Genomic DNA, 22,433 nt, shown 5'->3' on the forward strand with positions numbered 1-22,433 from the left:
TACAATTCGCATGCAATCCAGTCACACTCCAAATACATACAAATCACACGCTCCACATATGCACACATACACATTTTCAGCCGTCACTTCTAATTCCTCTCCTACTCCTACTCTTACTCATACTCTTACTCCTACTCCTACTTCCACGTCCACTTCCGCTACCTACAAAAAAGGATTAAAAGCCGAGCGTATTAACTCATAGCTGATAATACGAATGCCCTTTCCAGATACAACTGGACGCAGCTTGCCAATGTCACACAGTCTTTTCAAATATTTGACCGCTGTGCGGCGATTAATATGAAACTCCTTCATAACATCAGCTGGGCGAATGTTCTTGTTTGACCTAAACGCATAATGCAATAACTCCCGCTCAAAGCGTGTCATGTTCTGCTCTTGCGTGTGAGTCACCAAATAAGGAGCCAGCAGCGACTGCAGCAAAGACACAATAAGTTGCGGCTTTTCCTCCAACTCGTCATAAGGTATGGACACGACGCGGTATCCAAGCACTTGCAGAAATGTTTCCCGATTTAGTTCCCGTCGGTATCGAATTCGATCGGTATTCTGAACATGAGGTCCATAACCCTTTATTTCGAAAGCGAACCTCGTCGCTCCCCGCTGCCAAACTAAATCAATATAAAAAGGGTTCCCACGCCAATCCACGACTTCATACTCCGGATGTAAATGATCAAAACTACCCATCATCGGCCACCAAACTTGCTTCAAAAACAAACGTTCACCATGCCCATGTCCACGCTGAAGCCTGCTCTTGTGCTCTCCCTTACTTGCACGCAAATGTTTTTTCAACCATTTCTCATGTTCTTCAGCAAATTCCATCTCTCATCCTCCTCAAAATGAAAAAACGTCCTTGGCTCCTCTTGTACAGAGGAAAACCAGGGACGTTCTACGTCACACTTTTTTATTCAACTTTTTATAAGATGTCATACTATGACGTTCTACGTCACACTTTTTTTATTTACCTTTTTATAAGACGTCAGCCTATGACGTTCTACGTCACAACTATCTTATCCAACTTTTCAAAGATGTCAGCCTATGACGTTCTACGTCACAACTATCTTATTCAACTTTTAAAAGACATCAGCCTATGACGCTAATGCTACATCTTAAGCTGTTTCCTTTTTTCACACTCTCTCTCTAACTTGTTACATTCGTGCCAGTAGAGCAGCCGCCTCTGCACGAGTCAAAGTCGCGAGCGGCTTGAAGCTTCCATCCTTGTAGCCAGTAATAATACCGGAATCTATTATTGCGCCCACCAGCCCAAGGTTTGATGCTTGTATGGATGATTTGTCAGAAATCTTAGCTAAGCCATCCGTTTTTTCGATCAACTTTAGAGCTTTAGCTGTCCATACCGCTACCTCTTCTCTTGTAATCGGCTGTTCAGGCTTGAAGCGATTTCCATATTTTGAAGCATCAATCCAGCCTTGTGTTACAGCCGATTCAATATATGGCCTAGACCAGCGCGTGCTCGGGACGTCAAGAAATGACAGATTTTCTGCTTTAACAGAAACTTTCAATTTCTTCGCAAGCATAGCCAGAAACTGCTCCCTCGTTACCTGAGCTGCAGGACGGTATGTTCCATCTGGAAAACCGTCAACAACGCCAGCTGCTGCAAGTTCCTCAACAGCTCCTTTTGCCCAGTGCAGCTTCAAATCGGAAAATAAAAGTCCAGAAGTATGTTTAACCTCAATATCTGAGAAGGTTAATTCACCTGCTGAATCGATAACTGCGACTTGGAAGTTGTTGCTAATTCTACTTACTGCCGTCTTCTCTCCAGCGATAGGGAGCTCCCACTTCAACTTGCCTGCTAAATTATACGATGCAAGAGAATGACGTCCTCTACTAGCGTAAGTATTATCAGATAAAGTAAGAAGCCATTCATTCTGCTGCTGATTGATGCTATTGGTGGATTCGGGATAATTTTTCACATTAATAAAACGGATAAGCTCTTCTCCCTCGGTCACGCCAATATTCTCGCCAGGTTTAAATATAACGAGCTTATTTTCGCTTAAAAATGGTCCTGTATAGGCATATACTTTCAAATTTTTCTTCCATTTCGATTTGCCTTCTTTATCTATTGCTTCTACAGTACCTTGTGAGCTGCCCGTAACAATGGTCCCATCCTGAAGCAGCAACGGTTTATAAAATGTATTATCTGACACACCGAGCTCATACTTCCAACGAATGCTGCCAGATGAAGCATTAATAGCGTAAAGTGTGCCATGTCTACGAATTTGTACAATACCTGAAGGAATAGCCGAACTCTCACCAACCGCTTCTTCTGCCGTAGTAATAATATATAACGTGTCTCCTATATCGTTTAAAGTTGGCTCAAAATGTGTGATTTCTCCACTCAACGATATCGACCACAGCCGACTATCCGATACATTTGATGCTTCAAGATGACTAGTGACGCTGCGTTTGTTGCCATCCCTTACAATATTATTATTTGTGAATCCTGTATATCTATTACCGGAACGATCCCAGCCAATCATAGTATTGCGCTGATTAGCTGCCACCATATTATGAAGAACCTGCTTGCCGCTGCTTGGATCAAATGCTGTAAGCAAACCGCTATTCGTTCCTATAAATAGCCGTCCATCCGGTCCAATTGCAGGCCTCGCCCATACCTGCTCCTTCAAATCGTATTGCCACTGTAGCTTTCCTTCCAAGCTGACAGCTGCTACCTTCCCTTGACTGCTAAGTGCATAAACCTTACCATCATCCGAGATGAGGGGAGCCTGGTATACCTCATTAATACTGCTATTCAGTGTAGGCAGTGACACTCCCCATTTTTTCACAAGCTGAGCGCTATAGGTAACCCCAGGCTCATTCATATAAGCTCGCTCGTTTACCTTAATTTTCATTGCTGTCTTCAAATGCAAATATTCAGCGCTTACCTCGACTTCACCAGCTCCGACCGTATGAAGGCCCTGTTTATCAAAATAAGCAATCTTTTCATTGCTGCTGCGATAAACGATGCCTTGCGGATTGGTTTGCTCCTTGCCATCTGCCCACTTCACAGTTGCAAATAGCGAGTATGTACTTTTTGATTCAATGTACGGAAAGAGGTTCCCAAACGTGATGGAAACCGCATCACCCTTGTTTGAGGCTTGTTTAATTTCAAGCGCGATTACCCGGCCGCTCTCTGTTCCAACATAGATCGTATTGGTATCCCTATACGTTAAATAAATGGGGGAATTTGTGTTGTACTCTGTTAGCTTCGTTGATTTCAAATCCGACAAAACAACTTTGTTATAACCATTTATTACATTCATTCCATTGTCTAACGAAACAACCGAACTAGCATAAAGGCCGCTCTTTATAGAGGATTGCAATTCCCCTCTTTGATTTATCCGAATCAAGCGATTTTTAAAATATTCACTTTGCTCGGTTTTCTCAACCTTCGTCTTGTCATAACCAATCAATGAGCTGTAGAAAAGAAGGGAACCATCCTTATCCAGCTGCATTGCCGTTCCGTTTTCCAATACATTAGTATCTTGGTCGATTTGCAGCTTCCATATCAATTTTCCTTGCGTATCAAATTTAGTAATGACAGCATCTCTCGTAACAATATAAGCGTTTTGTTGATCATCAAAAACAACAGGAGCGTATGACCTTGCGCTTAGCGAGTAACTTTTTTTCACAGCTCCCTCGCTGATCACTTTAATCTCACCTGGACTTCTGTCCTGACTAAGCTGTGAACTACCCGATTGATCTCCTTTTTTCGAAGCCTCTAAATATACGATTAAATTGCCTTGCTTGTCCGTCATTGGGGTATTATAAGATGATCCATACATATTGACTTTCCAGCGCGATGAGCCGCTAGCATTTAATTCCTCAGCATAAGATATCCATTCGGAGCTTAGCTTGCCCTCAACAAATTTGGTATCTATTTTATAAGATGTAATAAAAACCTTATCCTCTAAAGTGTCTGCGTACTTTACCAAACTTGTTATATTGGTCCGTTCCAATGCTTTCGTACCATCCATACGCAGGGCAAGCAGCAGTTCCCTTGATCTTACTTGAATATAGATTAAGCCGTTACGTTGAACGACAACCTTTTGAAAGCTTGAATAGGTTGTTTCATACTCCCATTTTTTCACACCATCTTTATTGAATGCATATAAATTCCCTCTTGAGCCGACATAAAGGGTCCCGTCTGCTCCTATTTCGAGCTGACCTTCTCTTTCTGAAGAAGTCACATCCATAGGACTAACATCAGCAGTCCACAGTTGCTTGCCAGCAGGACTAAAGGCATAAACCTTCCCTTGCTGAGATAGGATGTACACCGTACCGTCCTCACCGATGACCGGATTCGCAGCTACGCCTCCCTTGATGCTTTCGCTCCATCGCTCTGCTAAATAGGAAGCAGCAGGTTTAGCCTCATTCGCTTGGACAGAGGACGAAGCGCCTATGCTTGGAAGGAGCAGTGTAAAAACGATTAGCAAGCAAGTTCCGATTTTATAATAAAACCATCTGTTCATGTTGGTCCCAACTCCCATTTATACTAATTATTATCTCTCAAATCTAAATTTATAATAGTAGATTGGTTGAATAGAGTAAAGGAATTTAGCAGCCTCTCTCGCTCGAGTAGGCGGGAAAGTGGTAAACAATAACCGACTAAGTCCTTATTCAAGATTCCCAGCCAGCAATTACGGTTCCGACTGATTACACAGTAGAAGGTTTGCCAGCAGAAATAGAATTTCTAAGCCGCTCCTTCAAAGAAGCAACGCTTCTATAGCCTAGCTACGCAATGATCATATAACCCACAACCCTAATTCTCTGGTTCTACAACGTGATCATCCCGATAAGTCTGCCCAAAGTTCTAATGATTTTCGGGTAGCTTTTTTCAAGGAGTTACAATTTCAACTAAGACCACCACCAATCCCAATTGCAATTTCTAATAAAGCACAGCCTATAACTGCTATAAGAATAGCGGCAGCCCCGTCGCCCGTCGCAGACAGTCCCCGCCTAAAGCCTAGCACCGAAATGGCCCGAGGACCGTTACGAAAGAATCTTCAAGAGGCTACAATAAGGACATAGATGAGCTACACGAAAGGATGACTGTATATGAAAAAATTATTTCGATCAACGACAGACAGCAAGCTGACAGGTCTATGCGGAGGCATCGGACAATGGCTCGGCATTGATTCCACTATTGTTAGATTGTTAGTTGTCATTGCGGCGTTCTTCAGCTTCGGAACGGTTATACTCGCATATTTTATAGCTACCCTCTTTATCCCAAAAGCAATTAACAACGACTTTCGATTTGCCGATCACTACTAAATCAAATAAACGAATGCAAATGAAAATAAAACCAAACACAAACTTTTAAGGAGAGATTATCAATGGGAATTTTACAACGAGTAGTTAGTATGACAAAGGCAGCAGCAAATGAAATGTTGGATAAGATGGAAAATCCGGTCATGATGCTTAATCATTATTTGAGAGATTTGGATGAGGAAATTGCCAAAACGGAGCATGCGCTAGCACAGCAGCAAGCACAGGATCGTATGCTGCAATCTAAACTAAGTGAATTCAGCGGACAAGTAAGCTATTACGAGGGTAAAGCAGAGCAAGCGGCAGTTGAGGAACGTGAAGCAGAAGCACGTACGGCGCTTGAAGCGAAGCTGTTGTATCTAGAACAAGCCGAAGAAACGGCAAGACTGCAGCAGCTAGCAAAGCAAGCGGTACTTGACCTCGGTTATCGCATTGAGGCATTAAAAGAAGAGAAAACACGGCTGCAAGGAAAACGCGCTGAGCTCATTACCCGCGTGCAGCAGACAACTGCAACTTCTACTGGCTATTCCAACTCCCTACATGGCAGCTCCGCTTCACAAGGGTTCGATCGGATTGAACAGAAGGTGATGGAATTAGAAGCACAACGTGACCTTACGAAAGGTTCATACAACAGCTTACATGCTGGCGCATATGGTTCCGATCAGCAGCTCGAGCAGCGCAAAGCTCGTGTGGATGAAGAACTTAAACGGCTTCAAACTAAAAAAGCCTAAATACAACTTAAAGCGGCGGGCAAGACGTATAGTAACGTCATTGACCGCCGCTTCATTCGTTAGAATATTTATTTTAAATTAGGATGAAGAAGAGCTAATAAATTGAAATACGCCAATTGCGATCAGTAGAACGACGAATATAAGGACGAACCACAGTACAAACTTAAGAGCGTTAGAAGAATTCGATTTACGTTGAAGTTTTTCCTCGACGTTAACTAATCGTTCTTTAAGCTCCTGTATTTCTTTTTCCTGTTGCTGCATTCTTACCCCTCCCTGGCAAATAATTTCGATTGACAAGAATATATTTTCTTTACATTTTTCATTCTCTTGTAGATTTAAAAAAACGCTAGATCATCAATATATCATGATCTAGCGTTTTTTTCATTTATTTACTAATTTTACAGCAATTCTTTAACTGTTGTTTGTTCGATGAAAGTCGATGTTGTCAGTTCCATATTAACAAAATCGTCGTCCCTTCACCCGGTGTTGTTTTAACCATAATCCTGCCACCCATAGCTTCAATCAGTCCCTTCGATATAGCCATGCCAAGTCCAGAACCATTGGTGGTGGATGCGGTATCCGTGCCGCGATAATAACGCTCAAAAAGCCGATTTAATGTAACTTCATCCATACCATCGCCATCATCGGAGAATTTTATCGTTATTCCGCCACCTTCTTCATCCGCCAGAAGCGATACCGTCAAAACGGTATCAGGCGGGTTATGAAGCAGCGAATTAGCGGTTAAATTATTAACTACCCTCTCCAGCCAAGGTGTATACAATTGGAACCAGACATCATCTTGCGCAGCATGAAATACAATTCGCTGTTTTCCGTAAGCAGGATCAGCGGCAGCCTGTTCAAGCGCTTCATAAAGCCAGGCGTTTAGTTCAACCTTCATCGTCTCAGGAGGAAGAATTCCCGACCTCAATCGGTACGTCATAGCAAGATCGCTGATCAACATATCCATATGAGCCGATTTTTCCAGCATCGTCGCAGAAAATTTACGTACCTCCTCCTGAGACCAATCATATGCCGGCTCCGCTAATAAATGGGCATAACCAGTTATTGAGGATAACGGCGTCTTCAAATCATGGGTAACGCCAGCAATCCATTCTTCTCTCAGGCTTTCCGTTTGCTCCCGCATCGCTTGCTCTCTCTTCAAGGCATTGGATAGCTTTTCAATAGAAACCATCACATCAGCAAAAACACGATACCTTCGCCGCCATTTTCCTGCTGACGTTCGGCTTCGATGGAGACCTCTACGATCGACAGGTTCTTCATACACGGTTTTCCCTATTGAATCCAGCCATACAAGCATGTGCAGCATCGGGGCGCCAAAACGATGAGCTTGCCATAGTGAGAGGAGTACGAACAAGACCAGTAAGGAGATAAACAAGAAAATGGACCCGATAATGACTACCTGTGCTTCCTCCGGTATCCATTTCTTTTTGCCCGATTCTCCCGCTACAGTATTCGGTTCTCCGACAAGCCAGGTGTTTCCAGTTTTTGCATCATACGAGGTTGCTATCCGGTAACCGTATCTTTCACTGTACAATGTGCGAAGCGCAAGTTCCGGAACGGAGTATAGCGAAGGCACCGCATCGGGCTTGTTATAGGAGTCCAGTTCCAATCCTGCCGAATCGATCAGTTGAACAAAAGCATGAGCCGATCTTATTTTTCCTGATAAGGCATCTGGAAGGACTAATTTTTTTTCAGAAACAATGAATTCGACTTCATTTAATTGTTCCAATATAGGCTCTATTACTTTTGGAGCCCCATAGACCATTGTGAATTTCTTCCCATCCTTCTGCTGTATCCATAACGCAATCTGGTAAGGAAATGCGCTCTTCCCCATCCAGTGTTCCACTAATTCACCTGGCCCGTATTGGTTAGGAACATCTTTGGGCGTGTTATAAGCACTAGCAACTTTTCCATTCTCATCTAGGCTTTGCAGCCAGCCATTGTTTTTCTTCACCTGCCTCAGCAAGCTGGGTGCAAACGTAATGCCATTCTTGCCAAGCTTAGAGGATTCTACCATCTGTTCTAACCCTACACTGGCAAAATCACGTGTAATGTTAATCTCGCTAAACCGCTGCAGCATCCAATAAAAAGTTAGCGCAGCTATGAGAAGAACAATTATTCCTGCTATTGCGAGTTGAAGAACGAACTTTAGTGTCAGTTGTCGCTTAATATTCATGGCATAGTAAGCTCCTGCTGATCCGCTTTAACTAGTTTGTAGCCCATACCTCTGACGTTAACGATAAATTTTGGGTTAGATGGATCAGCTTCAATTCTTTCTCTTATCCGATGAATATGAACCATGACCGTATTGTCATCACTGAAGGCTTCTTCACCCCAAACCTTCTCATACAGCTCGCTTTTACTGAATATTCGATTAGGGTTTTTGCATAGAAAAAGCAGCAGCTGAAACACAAGCGCAGGACATGAAACAGCCTGTCCTTCAATAAACAGCTCACCTGCTGTCTCATCTAATTTAAATCGGCCGTAGTCAAAAACGTTGGATTTTCGATTGTGAGAATCTTCTGAGGTATTTTTTAAGGCATCCGTTTCCGTTGACGAACTAAAGTACCGCCGCAGCTGCGCCCTTATGCGGGCTACCACTTCCAGCGGATTAAATGGTTTGGTAATGTAATCATCTCCGCCAATCGCAAACCCTGTCAGCTTGTCGAAATCCGATGTTCTCGCGGTTAGAAATAAAATTGGCGCGTTCGTCGTTTGACGGATAAAAGGACATATTTCAATTCCGCTGCGCCCTGGCAGCATCACATCCAGTACAATTAAATCGTATTTTTTAGCTTCACAAGCTTCAATGGCTTCTTCACCCGATTGCACGGTATCAATATTCATGTAGCCTTCCTTGCGCAATACCATCTGCAAAAGCTCCAGTAGCGCTTGCTCATCATCAACGAGCAAAATCGATGCATGGTTCATTCGTGCCAGCTCCTTCTGCCAACTGATGTTTATATCATCATAGCATGATTTTTTTCACTTTAAATCATTCTAATCTTAAGGGAAGCTTAATTCGTTTCCATTCACTCTTCTTAAAGTTAAGAGTGCGTTAATGGTGGGTTTCATAAGAGCTAAGACTCTGCTGCTACAATGGTATTATCGGGAGGCGATGAAAATGAAAAAAGGAGCAACGAATTATATATATGGTACAGCAATGACTGCAAAAACGGCATTAGCTGCCGGTTCACTAGCTTTACTTCTAGCCGCTTGCAGCGGAGAAAATTCAGCAGTGACCACCAACACAGGAGCTGTGCAAACAATGAGCCCCACGGAGACGACGAACCAATTACTTATGCCAGACGACTTGCCAAAGGCGCTGCTGGACGGCAAGTATAAGGAAATTTATGCCCGTTTTAATCAGCCTTTAAAAGATGCGGTAAGCGAAGCAGATTTTGAAAAGACGGGAGAGGAGTTTACGAATGGGATCCATAGCTTCGAAAAATCCTCTACTATACAGCTTAATGGTTACGACCGGCGCATATGGGTAAGTGAGGAGGGGAATAAGGGGCTTCTTGGAATGTTTGATTCTAGCGGAGTCATTACATCAATTCAAGTTCAGGAACTAACCTCCTCTCCTGAAACCGATTCGAAGCTGAGCAAAAATAAATATGCTTTACCTTTTGAAGGCGACTGGTTTGTATTTTGGGGCGGCGAGAATGTTCTGGTGAATTATCATTATGAACTAGAGATTCAGCGATACGCGTACGATTTTATCCAAACAAAGGATCATTTTTCCTATAAAGGTGACCCGCTCAAAAATGAAAGCTATTATGCCTTCGGCAAAGAAATCATTGCTCCAGCGGATGGTATAATCATATCGGTAGTGAATGATATTTTAGATAATGCGCCTGTTGGGGTAATGAATCCGAATGAACCTGCTGGGAATAATGTCGTCATTGATCACGGTGGAGAATACAGCCATCTGGCGCATCTCAAGAAAGGTTCTGCAACAGTTAAGCCAGGAGACAAGGTCAAAAAAGGCGACGTCATCGGTCTGACCGGCAATTCAGGCAACAGCAGTGAGCCCCATTTGCATTTTCAGCTATCAGACGGACCTGATCTATTCACTGCTCGATCCATCAATGTGAAGTGGGAAAATGCGATGAAGCCGTCTCAAGGCGAAACCATTTCCTCAGCTAATTAGATAAATAATAACTGGAGGAACATTATGATTGAATGGATTCAGCAAACGGATGGGATATGGCCATATATTGTCTTATTTTTACTCGCAGCAGCGCCGTGGTTGGATGTATTTCTAGTCGTACCTCTTGGCATCGTAGCAGGATTGTCGCCAGTAGCTGTAGCCATTATCGGCTTTGCAGGCAACTTTCTTTTGGTACTGCTCCTGGGCCTGTTTTTCAAACAATTTTCGAAGTGGAATACGAATCAAAAATTGAAGAAGGGCATTACCACAACATCAAAAAAGGAGACTCGCGCAAGGCGAATTTGGGAGCGTTACGGCCTTCCCGGACTTGCCCTGCTGGCGCCCCTTATTGTGGGTACCGACATCGCGGCTTTATTAGCTTTGTCATTAGGCTCCTCGCGAAAACGCGTCATTCAATGGATGGCAGTCAGCCTTGCCGTATGGACCATTGTAATGGCGCTCGGCTCTGTTTATGGATTCAGCTATATGAAAATAATTTAATTGCGATGATCGAGCATACAGGCTCACTTAAAACCTATTGCTCAAACAGAAAAAAGGGTTATCTCACATTGGTGTATTCACCTTTGTAAGATAACCCTTTAGTATTTAGTCTTTTAAATCAAATTAGATTTTTTGAGAAGTCTTTGGATGATCACAGCCACTTCTGCTCTCGTGATTTCATCTTTAGGAGCAAGCACAGTACTGCTTCTGCCTGAGAAGATCTCCACTTGCAAGCAATCGAGGATGCTGCTCTTCGCCCACTCGGATGCGGCATTCGCATCTTTATAAGGAAGCAGCAATTCTCCAGCTTCACTTGCTGCAAGACTYGGTTTCAAGCCGGTGATTTTCATTGCTTTTGCAATGATCGCCATGGCTTGCTCTCTCGTTATTTTGTCCATAGGACGGAAGGTTCCATCTTCATATCCATTAATAAGACCATTTGAAAATGCGGTTTGAATATAGCTGCTATACCATTCATTTTTGTTCACATCCGAGAATGACGATGAGCTTGCCTCCAATTTCAAACCTAATCCCCGAACGATAATAGCAGCAAACTCCGCACGAGTAATTGATTTATTTGGATTAAACATTTCATTGCCAACACCCGTTATTACCATTCGTGAACCCATATCATTCACAGCTTCTTTTGCCCAATGCCGGTCTACATCCTTAAACGCAAGTGGATGCCAGACAATGGTATACGTGCTGTTCGTTAAGCTGTTCACTACGGCATAATACTTTTCGTTCTTAACGACAAGTCTAGTTGGAACATGACGAAAAGATCCATCTGGTTCAACCACAATCCCTGTCGTTATTCGGTTAGGATCAACACCAGCTGGGATAGCTATCATTCTTTCTACATACGCATCGAATTTAGAAACTTCAATCGTTTTTCCATCATACGAAGCTCGCACTGTAAAATTAAGCGGTGGAACAACCATCTCAAACTGGCCTTTAACTGCTGCACTTTCCACCATTTTTATGGTATCTGCTATTGGCTTGGCAATCTCTATCTCGAGCTTGAGGTCTTGAAGATTTAATTTTTTTCCAAAAAGCTTAGTGAGTGCATCAATACTGATCTGTGATGCAGGTATCGTATACGTAAATTGATCATGTTGAAGGACTAAGATAGCTTGCTTTTGTTCCAAATCAGCAATGATCTGTCCATTTATTTGTGAAGCATAAACATCTGAGCTGCCTTTTAGCGGAATCGTAATGACAGCATGCTGACTCTCAGACTCCAATCTGTTCTTAAGCTTGTTCGGATCCACGATAATGGTTGTCACCTTTTGATTATTCACAATTGCTGTAGTCGCTTTACCTGCGTATTCAATTTTACCGTTCACCAGCACTTCAACATCGGTTTCGTCCGTTTTTGGCGGGTTTGGCTGTGAAGGTTCAATTGAATAAGTTATTACCGTCAAGACATTTGAGTTTCCTGCATTCGCTCCACCTGTAACAACTAGTCGGAAGTCATATCCCGTTGCAGCGGATAAACCTGTTACCGTTGCTGTTGTTGCATTGGTCGCAATAGCTCCAGTTGTCGCTGTTGTCCATGTGTTTGCACCCGTTGGTGATTGCTCAACTTTAATGTTTGTTGCGCCCGTTGCTGCGCTCCATGTGAAGGTTGCGCTTGTACCCGTTTTGCTTGCACTCGCGAAATCTGTTAGTGCAATCGGGTTTGTCGTCACCGTTACTACGTTTGAGTCGCCTGCATTTGCTCCGCCTGTAACTACTAGACGGAAGTCATAACCTGTCGCTGCCGACAAGCCTGTTACTGTTGCTGTTGTTGCATTCGTGGAAAGAGCGTCTGTTGTCGCTGTAGTCCACGTGTTTGCTCCTGCCGGAGATTGTTCAACTTTGATGTTTGTTGCGCCCGTTGCTGCGCTCCATGTGAACGTTGTGCTTGTACCGGTTTTGCTTGCACTCGCGAAGTCTGTAAGTGCAATCGGGTTTGTCGTCACCGTTACTACGTTCGAGTTGCCAGCATTTGCTCCGCCAGCTACAACAAGGCGGAAGTCATAACCTGTCGCTGCCGACAACCCTGTTACTGTCGCTGTTGTTGCATTCGTGGAAAGAGCACCTGTTGTCGCTGTTGTCCACGTGTTTGCACCTGTTGGTGATTGCTCAACTTTGATGTTTGTTGCGCCTTTTGCTGCGCTCCAAGTGAACGTTGCGCTTGTTCCCGTTTTGCTTGCACTCGCGAAGTCTGTAAGTGTAATTGGGTTTGTCGTCACCGTTACTACGTTTGAGTCGCCTGCATTTTCTCCGCCTGTAACAACTAGGCGGAAGTCATATCCCGTTGCAGCGGACAAACCTGTTACCATTGCTGTTGTTGCATTCGTGGAAAGAGCGCCAGTTGTCGCCGTTGTCCATGTGTTTGCACCTGTTGGCGATTGCTCAATTTTCAAACCGCTTGCACCCGTTGCTGCGCTCCATGTGAACATTGCGCTTGTTCCCGTTTTGCTTGCACTCGCGAAGTCTGTAAGTGCGATTGGATCTGTCGTCACCGTTACTACGTTAGAGTCGCCAGCATTTGCTCCGCCTGTAACTACTAGACGGAAGTCATAACCTGTCGCTGCTGACAAGCCTGTTACTGTCGCTGTTGTTGCATTGGTCGCAATCACGCCTGTTGTCGCTTTTGTCCACGTGTTAGCACCTGTTGGTGATTGCTCCACTTTAATGTTTGTTGCACCTGTTGCTGCGCTCCAAGTGAACGTTGCGCTTGTTCCCGTTTTGCTTGCACTCGCGAAGTCTGTAAGTGCAATTGGGTTCGTAGTCACCGTTACCACATTCGAGTCGCCAGCATTTGCTCCGCCTGTAACTACTAGACGGAAGTCATATCCCGTTGCAGCGGACAAACCTGTTACCGTTGCTGTTGTTGCATTGGTCGCAAGTGCTCCAGTTGTCGCTGTTGTCCATGTGTTTGCACCTGTTGGTGATTGTTCCACTTTAATGTTTGTTGCGCCCGTTGCTGCGCTCCATGTGAAGGTTGCGCTTGTTCCTGTTTTGCTTGCACTCACGAAGTCTGTTAATGCGATCGGGTTTGTCGTCACCGTTACTACATTCGAGTCGCCAGCATTTGCTCCGCCTGTAACTACTAGACGGAAGTCATAACCTGTTGCGGCGGACAAGCCTGTTACTGTCGCTGTTGTTGCATTTGTGGAAAGAGCACCTGTTATCGCTGTTGTCCACGTGTTTGCGCCAATAGGAGATTGTTCCACTTTTATGTTTGTTGCATTCGTTGCTGCGCTCCATGTGAAGGTTGCGCTTGTACCCGTTTTGCTTGCACTCGCGAAATCTGTTAGTGCAATCGTGTTTGTCGTCACCGTTACTACGTTTGAGTCGCCTGCATTTGCTCCGCCTGTAACAACTAGGCGGAAGTCATATCCCGTTGCAGCGGACAAGCCTGTTACTGTAGCTGTTGTTGCATTGGTCGCAAGTACTCCAGTTGTCGCTGTTGTCCACGTATTTGCACCTGTTGGTGATTGCTCAACTTTAATATTTGTTGCTCCCGTTGCTGCGCTCCATGTGAACATTGCGCTTGTTCCCGTTTTGCTTGCACTCGCGAAGTCTGTTAGTGCGATCGGGTTTGTCGTCACCGTTACTACGTTCGAGTCGCCTGCATTTGCTCCGCCTGTAACTACTAGACGGAAGTCATAACCTGTCGCTGCCGACAAGCCTGTTACTGTCGCTGTTGTTGCATTGGTCGCAAGCGCGCCTGTTGCCGCTGTTGACCATGTATTTGCTCCTGCCGGGGATTGCTCAATTTTCAAGCCGGTTGCACCCGTTGCTGCGCTCCATGTAAATGTCGCCGATGTTCCGGTCTTGCTCGTACTAGCAAAGTCTATCAACGCAACTGAATTAGTAGTCACATTCACCACATTCGAGTTGCCAGCATTTGCTCCGCCTGTTACAACTAGGCGGAAGTCATAACCTGTCGCTGCCGACAAGCCTGTTACCGTTGCTGTTGTTGCATTAGTCGCAATCACGCCTGTTGTCGCTGTTGTCCATGTGTTTGCGCCAGTTGGCGATTGCTCAATCTTCAAGCTGGTTGCGCCCGTTGCTGCGCTCCATGTAAATGTCGCCGATGTTCCGGTCTTGCTCGTATTTGCAAAGTCTGCCAAAGGTACATTCATAGGAATTACTGTCAACGTTGCACTATTTGAGGTTGCCGCAGGCGTAGTACTACCCGAAGCGACTACGCGATAGTGGTATCCGCTCATTCCCGCTGTTGCACTTTTTATAACTAAAGTTACTGTTGTTGCTCCAGTGTAATCGGTATTATCACTAATATTTGTAAATCCCGCACCCATGTTCACCTGCCATTGATACGAACTCGCATTAGATGCAGCAACCGTGAAGGTAGCGTTGTCACCCTCATTGATCGTTGCATTGCTTGGATTGCTTGTAATCGACGGAGCTGGCCTTGTCACAGGATCACCAATTTGAACGTCATTAATTGAAGTCCACATTTCTGAATCTTGAGGAATTATTCGAATTTCATCAATATTGTCAAATGAAAAGTTTAATCCATTTGAGTGATCGAACGTAAACTTCCATGGATCAACACTAATTGTTAGATCGACCCATTCTCCAACCTGAACACCATCATTAAAAGCACCAATCTTGACATCTTTAGTACCCGAATCGATCAACGTAATCGATTCTAAAGAGAAGTTTTGAGATGAATTGCGACTTTTAATCGTCCATATACTTTGGGATTCATTATCTGCATAACCAGCAGATAGTCCACTTGCACCAATTGTATCCGGATAAGGAATTTCATAAGTTAGAACTAAATCTTTATTTGGGTTTACAGCAGACTTGGCCGAAAAATCTAGCGAAAAGCCCGGTATATCATCTGATCCGCCCTGCCCATCTGACACAACGGTTGCGTTGCCAGCAATACCAGCATTCGATTTAAACATAATAGTCGAAGCAATCGATGGTGCTTTTACCGTTAACGTTGCACTATTTGAGGTTGCCGAAGGCGCTATGCTGCCCGTAGCGATGACTCGATACTGGTATCCATTCATTCCCACTGTCGCACCCGTTATAGTTAACGTTGACGTAGTTGCTCCACTATACGTTGAACTATTAACAATATTTGAAAATCCAGCACCCGTATTTACCTGCCATTGATACGAACTCGCATTAGACGCAGCAACCGTGAAGCTAGCGTTCCCGCCTTCATTAATCGATGCATTGCTAGGATTTCCAATAATCAAAGGCGGTGAAGAAACTACGGCAGCAGCCTCTATAGTCGTAAAATTATATCCAAGTGAAAGAAACCGACTGCCGTCATAAACCACATTTGTAAGAAAAGCTGCTACATTAGTTGCTTCTGAAGTCCAGCTTGCTCCATCCGGAGAAGATACAATTTTCCCTCCAATACCTGAAACCATAAACTGTCCCGCTCCGTATGCAATCCCTGTTAAGAGACCAGTAGCTGTACTATCTTGACTAGTCCAGTTCGAGCTGGTGCCATCTGACGAGGTAAATATTTTACCACTGGCTCCTACAGCAACAAATAGATTATTTGCATAAACAACGTTTCTAAAAATGAAGGATGAACCTGTTAAAGAGGAAGCAGTCCAATTCAATCCGTCTGATGAATATGCCATTCTGGACCCTTGACCTACAGCAACATATGTTCCATTCCCATAAGCAACAGAGTAAAGAACAGTCGTGATGGCCGGACCTGCAGTAATTGCAGCTGGTGTCCACGACGTTCCGTCGCTAGATGTTAAAATCGTTCCGCTGTTTCCTACAGCAATAAACCGATTATTTACAAATTGGACGCCTTGTAAGTTGCTTGCCGTATTAGAGGCTGCCAAATTCCAATTGGTTGCATTACTTGATGCATAGATCGTACCGCCCGAACCAACTGCTACATAAGTGCCGTTGCCGTATGCAATACTTGAAAATCCATTTGCAGTTGGCGTTATCCGGCTTGTCCAATTCACTCGATCAGTGGAAGTAAAAATGGTGCCGCCAATCGTAGCCGAATTGTTATAGCCTACAGCAACATAAAGACCATTGTTATAGACCGTATCTGTGATGTTTGGTGTTACCGTTGTCCATTCAATACCATCAAGCGAATACATGATAGAGCCGCTATTGCCTGCAGCGACAAATTTTCCATTGCCAAATGTAATAGCCTGCATCGTGTTTCCATAGTTTGTTGTCCGTTCAGTCCAGCTCACCCCATCCGTAGAAGTGAAGGCTGTATTAGCATTGCTATACAAAACATACACGCCATTGCCATATGCACCTGCAAAAGCCTGCCAAGCTAAAGGAGTACTTGTCCAGGTAAGGGCATCTGAAGATCTGTAGCTTGCAAGTATTGGACTGGAATCAAAAGCGTAAAAATGATTATTTAAAAATCCTATAAAGTTTATTGAACTATAATATGTACTGTTAAGCTGCTGTCCTCCGCCCCATGTTGATGGATTTCCAGTGGCCGAATAATAAATTTTTCCGTTTGCATCGCCTAAGACATACTTACTGTTTCCATAGGAGATGTTGTACAAATCGTTGGAAATTCCAGATGCAATGGATGTCCACGACTGTCCATCACTTGATTTCAAAATAATGCCGGATGCTCCAACTGCCCAAAATGATCCATTTAAAAATTTCACAGAAAATAACTGATTCGACGTGTTGGATGTTGCTGCATTCCATGTAACAGCATCAGTAGAATATAAAATCGTACCTCCTGCACCAGCTGCAACGTAGACATTGTTTCCATAATCCACTTCATTTAAGTTTTGAGTACTATTCGTACTCCGTGTTGTCCACTTTGCAGCATCCGAAGATGTAGCAATCAGACCGTTGCTTCCTACTGCAACATAAATGCCATTGCCATAGCCCATCCCCAAAAACTGGTTGCTCGTATTATTGATAGGGTTATTTAATGTATTCCAGCTCGAGCCGGCTCCATATGTTGTTGATGAGAACCATACGATTTGAGAAAATACGACGAGAAAACTAAGAATAACGAGTAAGGGAGCGCGAAAAAAACGAATACACTTATACATAAATTCAACTCCAAATTAGAATTTTACAAGATGTGTCTTTTGATACAGCTGCTACTCAACTAAAAAAATGTCTAGCATTCTCCTTTCTAGTAAATGAACTGAACTTCCGATTCGTTTCTATGAAATGCTATCCAGTTGAAATTTCCTCCCAACCTTCCTTTCACCAAAAAATGTCAGTGTTATAACTAATTTGATATTCGACAATATAGAATAAAATCCTCTTTTTTTCGACAAAAAACGTCATTTTATTTCGCGTTCATTCAGCCAATAAATACATGTATTCTCCAAGCGGTTTTTTACAAAAAAAAACACTTAGGTTCAAACTCTAACTCACCTAAGCGCTTCTCTCTTCATCGATTCAATCATCTTTACGAAGTCTTGCTCATATCTATTTGTATCTGCGGCACCTCAAAGGTCACCGTCGTCCCTGCTCCCGCTTCGCTTGAAATACCAAGACCATTTCCGTACAAAGAGAGCAGTCTGCGATGAATATTGGTTAAGCCAACGCCTGACAACTGCCGTTGCCCTAGCAATAGCGAGCTGAGATCACTTTGCTTGATGCCAACTCCATTATCCGAAACTGAAATAATTAGCTTCTCCTCTGCCTCTTGAATACGTAATACGATCTTGCCCCCAGCAGCCTTTTGCATGACACCATGCCTAACTGCATTTTCTACAATCGGTTGAATGCTCAGCGGCGGAATAAATCCTCGCAGCTGTTTATCCACCTCATATACAACATTCAATCGTTTGCCAAACCGCGCTTGCTCTAATTTGACATAAGACTGAACAAGCTCAAGCTCCTTCTCTAAGCTGACGATCTGCTGACGATTCTGGAAATCGAAGCTGCTGCGTAAATATCGGCTTAAATTCAATAACAATTCTGTAGCCTTATCCGGATCATCAGGACATATCGAAATAATCGTATTGAGTGCGTTGTACAAAAAATGAGGTTTAATTTGTGCCTGCAGAAAAGCCAGTTCCGATCGAATAGCCGCTTGAACAGACTGTCTAAGCTCAAGCAAAGTTCGTACGCGAGCACGCAGTACAATACCGTCAACAGGTTTTGTTAAAAAATCATTGATTCCAGCACTAAAGCCCGTTTGAATATCGCCTGCCAATTTTCTTGCGGTGAGCATAAGTACAGGCAGTTCAGACAACGAGTATCGTTCCCTGATCCTACGGCAAAGCTCTAGTCCAGACATCGCTGGCATCATCCAGTCTGTTATCACGAGATCAATCCGTCGCTCACTGGATAGTACCTCCAGCGCTTCAGCGCCACTGTCAACCGCAATGACTGTGTAATTTTCCATAGACAATACATTTATTAATACTTGTAAGTTTACGGGATCATCATCTACCACTAACACAGTGAATGGATGTGTATCTTCTATTACTTCATTCCGATTCATCGCTGCTTGGAATGTTTTATTGAGCGCTAATGCCGGTTGAATCGCTGCTCTGCCGCTTTTACCAGCAGCAACCTCAGAAATAGCGGACAGCGCAGCTGAAGGAAGTGTAAATGAAAACGTTGAACCTATACCTAGCTGTGAATTCGCTTCGATATACCCGCCATTCAGTTCCACGAGTCTCTTCGTAATGTTCAACCCGATACCGGTGCCGCTATAGCCCGATTGTAGATCTACAGTGGAAACGCTATTAAACGCCTTGAAAATGTCGTCTAAACGATCCGCCGCGATGCCAATTCCAGTATCTGTAACGCTTATTTTCACCCATGAATCCACAACTTCCGCATAGATCCGAATCTCACCCTGATGCGTAAATTTCACCGCATTGCCAAGCAAATTAAATAAAATTTGACGCAGACGCTCCTCATCAGTATCGAGCAGCGGCATCTGCTGCGGCCAATCCTGCGTCAGGCTTACCCCTTTTTTGTCAGCTAAATGTCCAATGACCTCGACTACAGATTGCGCTGCTGCTGCTAAATCAACAGCTTGCCGATTCAGTGTAAGCTGACCATTTCGCAAGGTGGAAAAATCTAAAATATCATGAATCAGATAATTCAATCTTCTACCCGTCGATACAATCATAGAGAGCTGTCTAGCCTGATCGGTGTTTGGCGTCCCCGCTACACCTTCAAGCAAGGATTCTGCGATATTTACAATACCATGCAGCGGCGTTCGAAGCTCATGCGACGTATTCGCCATAAATTCATCCTTTAATTCGTCCAAGGTCAACAGCTTGCGAGAGAGCTCTTCCACCTCATTAAAGGTGTGAGAGAAACGTCGAGCTAGCATGATTACTTGAACAATGACCAAGATAAGCAGCTCAAACGAGATGAAAAAATGATTTTCCAATAGACCAAATACTTGCATGACACTGACGATTATAAATACTAAAATGCTTATCGCACTCAAAAGCAAAAAATAAGCGTCCCGCGATCGGCGCATAACACCTTTGACAAGCGTGTAAAGCACAACTCCAAAAGTAAATACTGAAAGGCCTATTCCCTTCAAAAACCACTGTGAATAAAGCATCGTCGGCAGCATGAATGCTGCAACAATGACAATACTCGATGCAATATTGCTTGCCCGCCACACAAACTTGTTAACAGCTCTTGGTACTGACACGTTCACATATTGCAATAAAAAATAATAACCGAATGCTGAAGATATGTTCTGCAGCTTCATGATCCAATCGTAGCTAAGCTGAGGCAAGGCCAGTGCAATCAGCTTCTCGCCATGAGTACATACATAGAGCAGCAGCGCTAAGCAAAATAAAGCCAAGTAAAGCAACGAGCGCTCTTTTTTGCGCATGTAGAACAAAAGAAGGAAAAACATAGAAAACAATGCAAACCCGCTGATGTTCATAAATTCACCAAACAACGCGATGTCGCGGCTCTTGCGAATATCAGCCTCATAGCCAAACCAAATCGGATAGATGATGCCGCCCGAAGCATAGTTGAAATTGGATACTTGTACGATAATTTCAACATAGGATCTATCTACGGATACAAATCCAACATAAGGGATATTCGATGCGATATCTTCTTTATCTGAGACTCCAGGTACTCCGCTTGCTCCCACTTCCTGTCCATTTATAAATATCCGGTTAGCCATGCGGATATTTGTCGTTCGTATTCCGTAATGCGTTTCTGCTGTGTTGTTTAACTCCACTCTCAGCCTATAAGTACCGAATCCTGCTCCCTGTGGGTTGCCGTCCTCCGCTATATAGCTGTTCCACTCCGCTGGCACAGGAAAGAGGCCTGTTAGTTCAGGCCTCTTATAAGGAGAAATAGCTGGATCTGCGAATTGCTCTGGCAGCAGCAGCTGTCCACGATAAAATTCCCATTGACCATTCAGCGCGACAAGTCCTTCTGATTCGAAATTCCATTCCCGCAAATCCAACGTGCCAGCGCTTGAATGAGGTGCACTCTTCTCAATGGATTGATTATAAAAAAACTCGTTTACCGGAAAAGCTACAACGATAAGAAAAAATACAACTATCGTCCACCATTGCTTTCTCATCCCATCGTTGCCTCCTTGCCTAAATTCACGTCTTACTGGGATAATTGATGATATAAATCCGTCGTTTGCCTCTCAGGAATAACTCCTAGCTCCTGCAATAATAATTGCGCATAGGTTTCGTAGCAGCGGTTAAGCGATTCCGTATCCCCTATCTGAGCATAACCTGCAAGAAGCAATCTGCAAATTTCATCTGAGTATGGGAAGCTGATCTGAGCAGTCGTCAGTCTCTGGATAGCCGACTGAGCACGGCCTTCCTCCAGCTCATATCTTGCCATACTGCTAACCAGCCGAAAATAACGATGCTGCAAATTTATTCTTTTGGTCTCTGCCCACGCATAATTATGATCCTCCAAATAATCGCCTTTATAAAGAGAAATCGCATGCTCATATCGACTCCAATTATCCTGAAACTGATACGGGAGCTCAGCTACTGTCTCCTCAAACTCAGCTACATCAGTACGAATGGCAGCATACGGGAGTCGGTAGCTCTCACCTTGAAACTCAACTGTGAAAGAAACTCCCCACTCACGCAGTAGCCATCTAATGCGTGAAACGGAATGATGAAGATAGGTAACCGCCTTGTCCAGCTCATACTCTCGCCAAAGCGTTTCAATAAGCCGCTCTCTCGTAACCCAAGCACCCTCCAAATGAAGGAAATAAGCAAAGAGCTCCTGCGCCTTTTTCGTTCGCCACTTCACCTTGCCGTTTAAAGCAGCCCCGCCTACAAGCTCAAGCCGTTTAAAGCATCGCACTGAAAGCTCATTTCGTTCTGCTAGAGCTTCGAAGCTTTGTGCTTGATTGTTCAAAAGCTTCGCATATTCCTCAATACGATCTATCGTTTTTCCAATTCTCGCAGAATCGACCGGCTTCAATAAATAATCCAGCGCATGCAGCTCAAATGCTTCAACAGCATACGCTGAATAGGCGGTTACATAAACGATTCGTATTGCAGGGTACAACTCCTGTATACGTTCAGCTGCTTCAAGGCCGTTCATCTCGGGCATGCCGATATCAAGAAACGCGATATCGGCATAACTGCGAGCAAGGTGGTCAAGTCCTTCCATAGCAGAGGTATACTTGCCCACAACTTGAACCCGGCCATCTGCCCTCAGCAATCGTTCCAAATGTATCAATGCCGGCTCCTCATCATCCACTAATATTACCTTTAGCATTGATCCATGCCCTCCTCCTTCCATTG

At 44.0% G+C, this 22,433-nt stretch carries 12 protein-coding genes; 4 read left to right on the plus strand and 8 right to left on the minus strand.

Annotated elements, in window-relative coordinates; all coding sequences use genetic code 11:
• Positions 1-162: 162 nt before the first annotated feature.
• Positions 163-834 (minus strand): hypothetical protein, encoded by a 672-nt coding sequence (locus AB4Z50_RS06270; protein ID WP_441876978.1) that lies wholly within the window; start codon positions 832-834, stop codon positions 163-165.
• A gap of 326 nt (positions 835-1,160) precedes the next feature.
• Entirely contained in the window at positions 1,161-4,502 is a 3,342-nt protein-coding gene (locus AB4Z50_RS06275; protein WP_441876981.1) for an outer membrane protein assembly factor BamB family protein, read from the minus strand.
• Between the two features lie 586 nt (positions 4,503-5,088).
• Between AB4Z50_RS06275 and AB4Z50_RS06280 the strand changes: the two genes are divergently transcribed.
• Positions 5,089-5,304, plus strand: a complete 216-nt coding sequence (locus AB4Z50_RS06280) for a PspC domain-containing protein (RefSeq protein WP_076271803.1) — start codon at positions 5,089-5,091, stop codon at positions 5,302-5,304.
• Between the two features lie 62 nt (positions 5,305-5,366).
• A complete protein-coding gene (locus tag AB4Z50_RS06285; protein ID WP_441876984.1) occupies positions 5,367-6,029 on the plus strand; it encodes a PspA/IM30 family protein in 663 nt (220 codons plus the stop codon).
• Positions 6,030-6,107: 78 nt separating this feature from the next.
• On the opposite strand, the gene AB4Z50_RS06290 is transcribed toward AB4Z50_RS06285, so the two are convergent.
• The 3 genes from AB4Z50_RS06290 to AB4Z50_RS06300 form a co-directional block, all read right to left on the minus strand.
• Positions 6,108-6,290: a hypothetical protein gene (locus AB4Z50_RS06290; protein WP_441876987.1), complete on the minus strand. Its 183-nt coding sequence runs from the start codon at positions 6,288-6,290 to the stop codon at positions 6,108-6,110.
• A gap of 184 nt (positions 6,291-6,474) precedes the next feature.
• Positions 6,475-8,226 (minus strand): sensor histidine kinase, encoded by a 1,752-nt coding sequence (locus AB4Z50_RS06295; protein WP_441876990.1) that lies wholly within the window; start codon positions 8,224-8,226, stop codon positions 6,475-6,477.
• On the minus strand, positions 8,223-8,981 hold the full coding sequence (locus AB4Z50_RS06300) for a response regulator (protein ID WP_441876993.1): 759 nt from the start codon (positions 8,979-8,981) through the stop codon (positions 8,223-8,225). The genes AB4Z50_RS06295 and AB4Z50_RS06300 overlap by 4 nt, the downstream gene beginning before the upstream one ends.
• A gap of 193 nt (positions 8,982-9,174) precedes the next feature.
• On the opposite strand from AB4Z50_RS06300, the gene AB4Z50_RS06305 reads away from it, so the two are divergent.
• Both AB4Z50_RS06305 and AB4Z50_RS06310 read left to right on the plus strand, forming a co-directional pair.
• The gene (locus AB4Z50_RS06305; protein ID WP_441876996.1) at positions 9,175-10,203 is read left to right on the plus strand and encodes a peptidoglycan DD-metalloendopeptidase family protein; all 1,029 of its coding nucleotides are present in this window, start codon (positions 9,175-9,177) and stop codon (positions 10,201-10,203) included.
• A 24-nt stretch (positions 10,204-10,227) separates the two neighbouring features.
• Positions 10,228-10,704, plus strand: coding sequence for a small multi-drug export protein (locus AB4Z50_RS06310; RefSeq protein ID WP_441876999.1), 477 nt, complete (start codon positions 10,228-10,230; stop codon positions 10,702-10,704).
• Positions 10,705-10,817: 113 nt separating this feature from the next.
• Here AB4Z50_RS06310 and AB4Z50_RS06315 read toward each other — a convergent pair whose 3' ends face one another.
• The 3 genes from AB4Z50_RS06315 to AB4Z50_RS06325 form a co-directional block, all read right to left on the minus strand.
• A complete protein-coding gene (locus AB4Z50_RS06315; RefSeq protein ID WP_441877002.1) occupies positions 10,818-17,747 on the minus strand; it encodes an S-layer homology domain-containing protein in 6,930 nt (2,309 codons plus the stop codon).
• 368 nt (positions 17,748-18,115) lie between these two features.
• On the minus strand, positions 18,116-21,235 hold the full coding sequence (locus AB4Z50_RS06320; RefSeq protein ID WP_441877005.1) for a hybrid sensor histidine kinase/response regulator: 3,120 nt from the start codon (positions 21,233-21,235) through the stop codon (positions 18,116-18,118).
• A gap of 32 nt (positions 21,236-21,267) precedes the next feature.
• A complete protein-coding gene (locus AB4Z50_RS06325) occupies positions 21,268-22,407 on the minus strand; it encodes a response regulator (RefSeq protein ID WP_441877008.1) in 1,140 nt (379 codons plus the stop codon).
• Positions 22,408-22,433: the final 26 nt, after the last annotated feature.

Origin of the sequence: Paenibacillus sp. 2TAB26 (genome assembly GCF_052115145.1) — a bacterium.
Lineage (GTDB): Bacteria > Bacillota > Bacilli > Paenibacillales > Paenibacillaceae > Pristimantibacillus.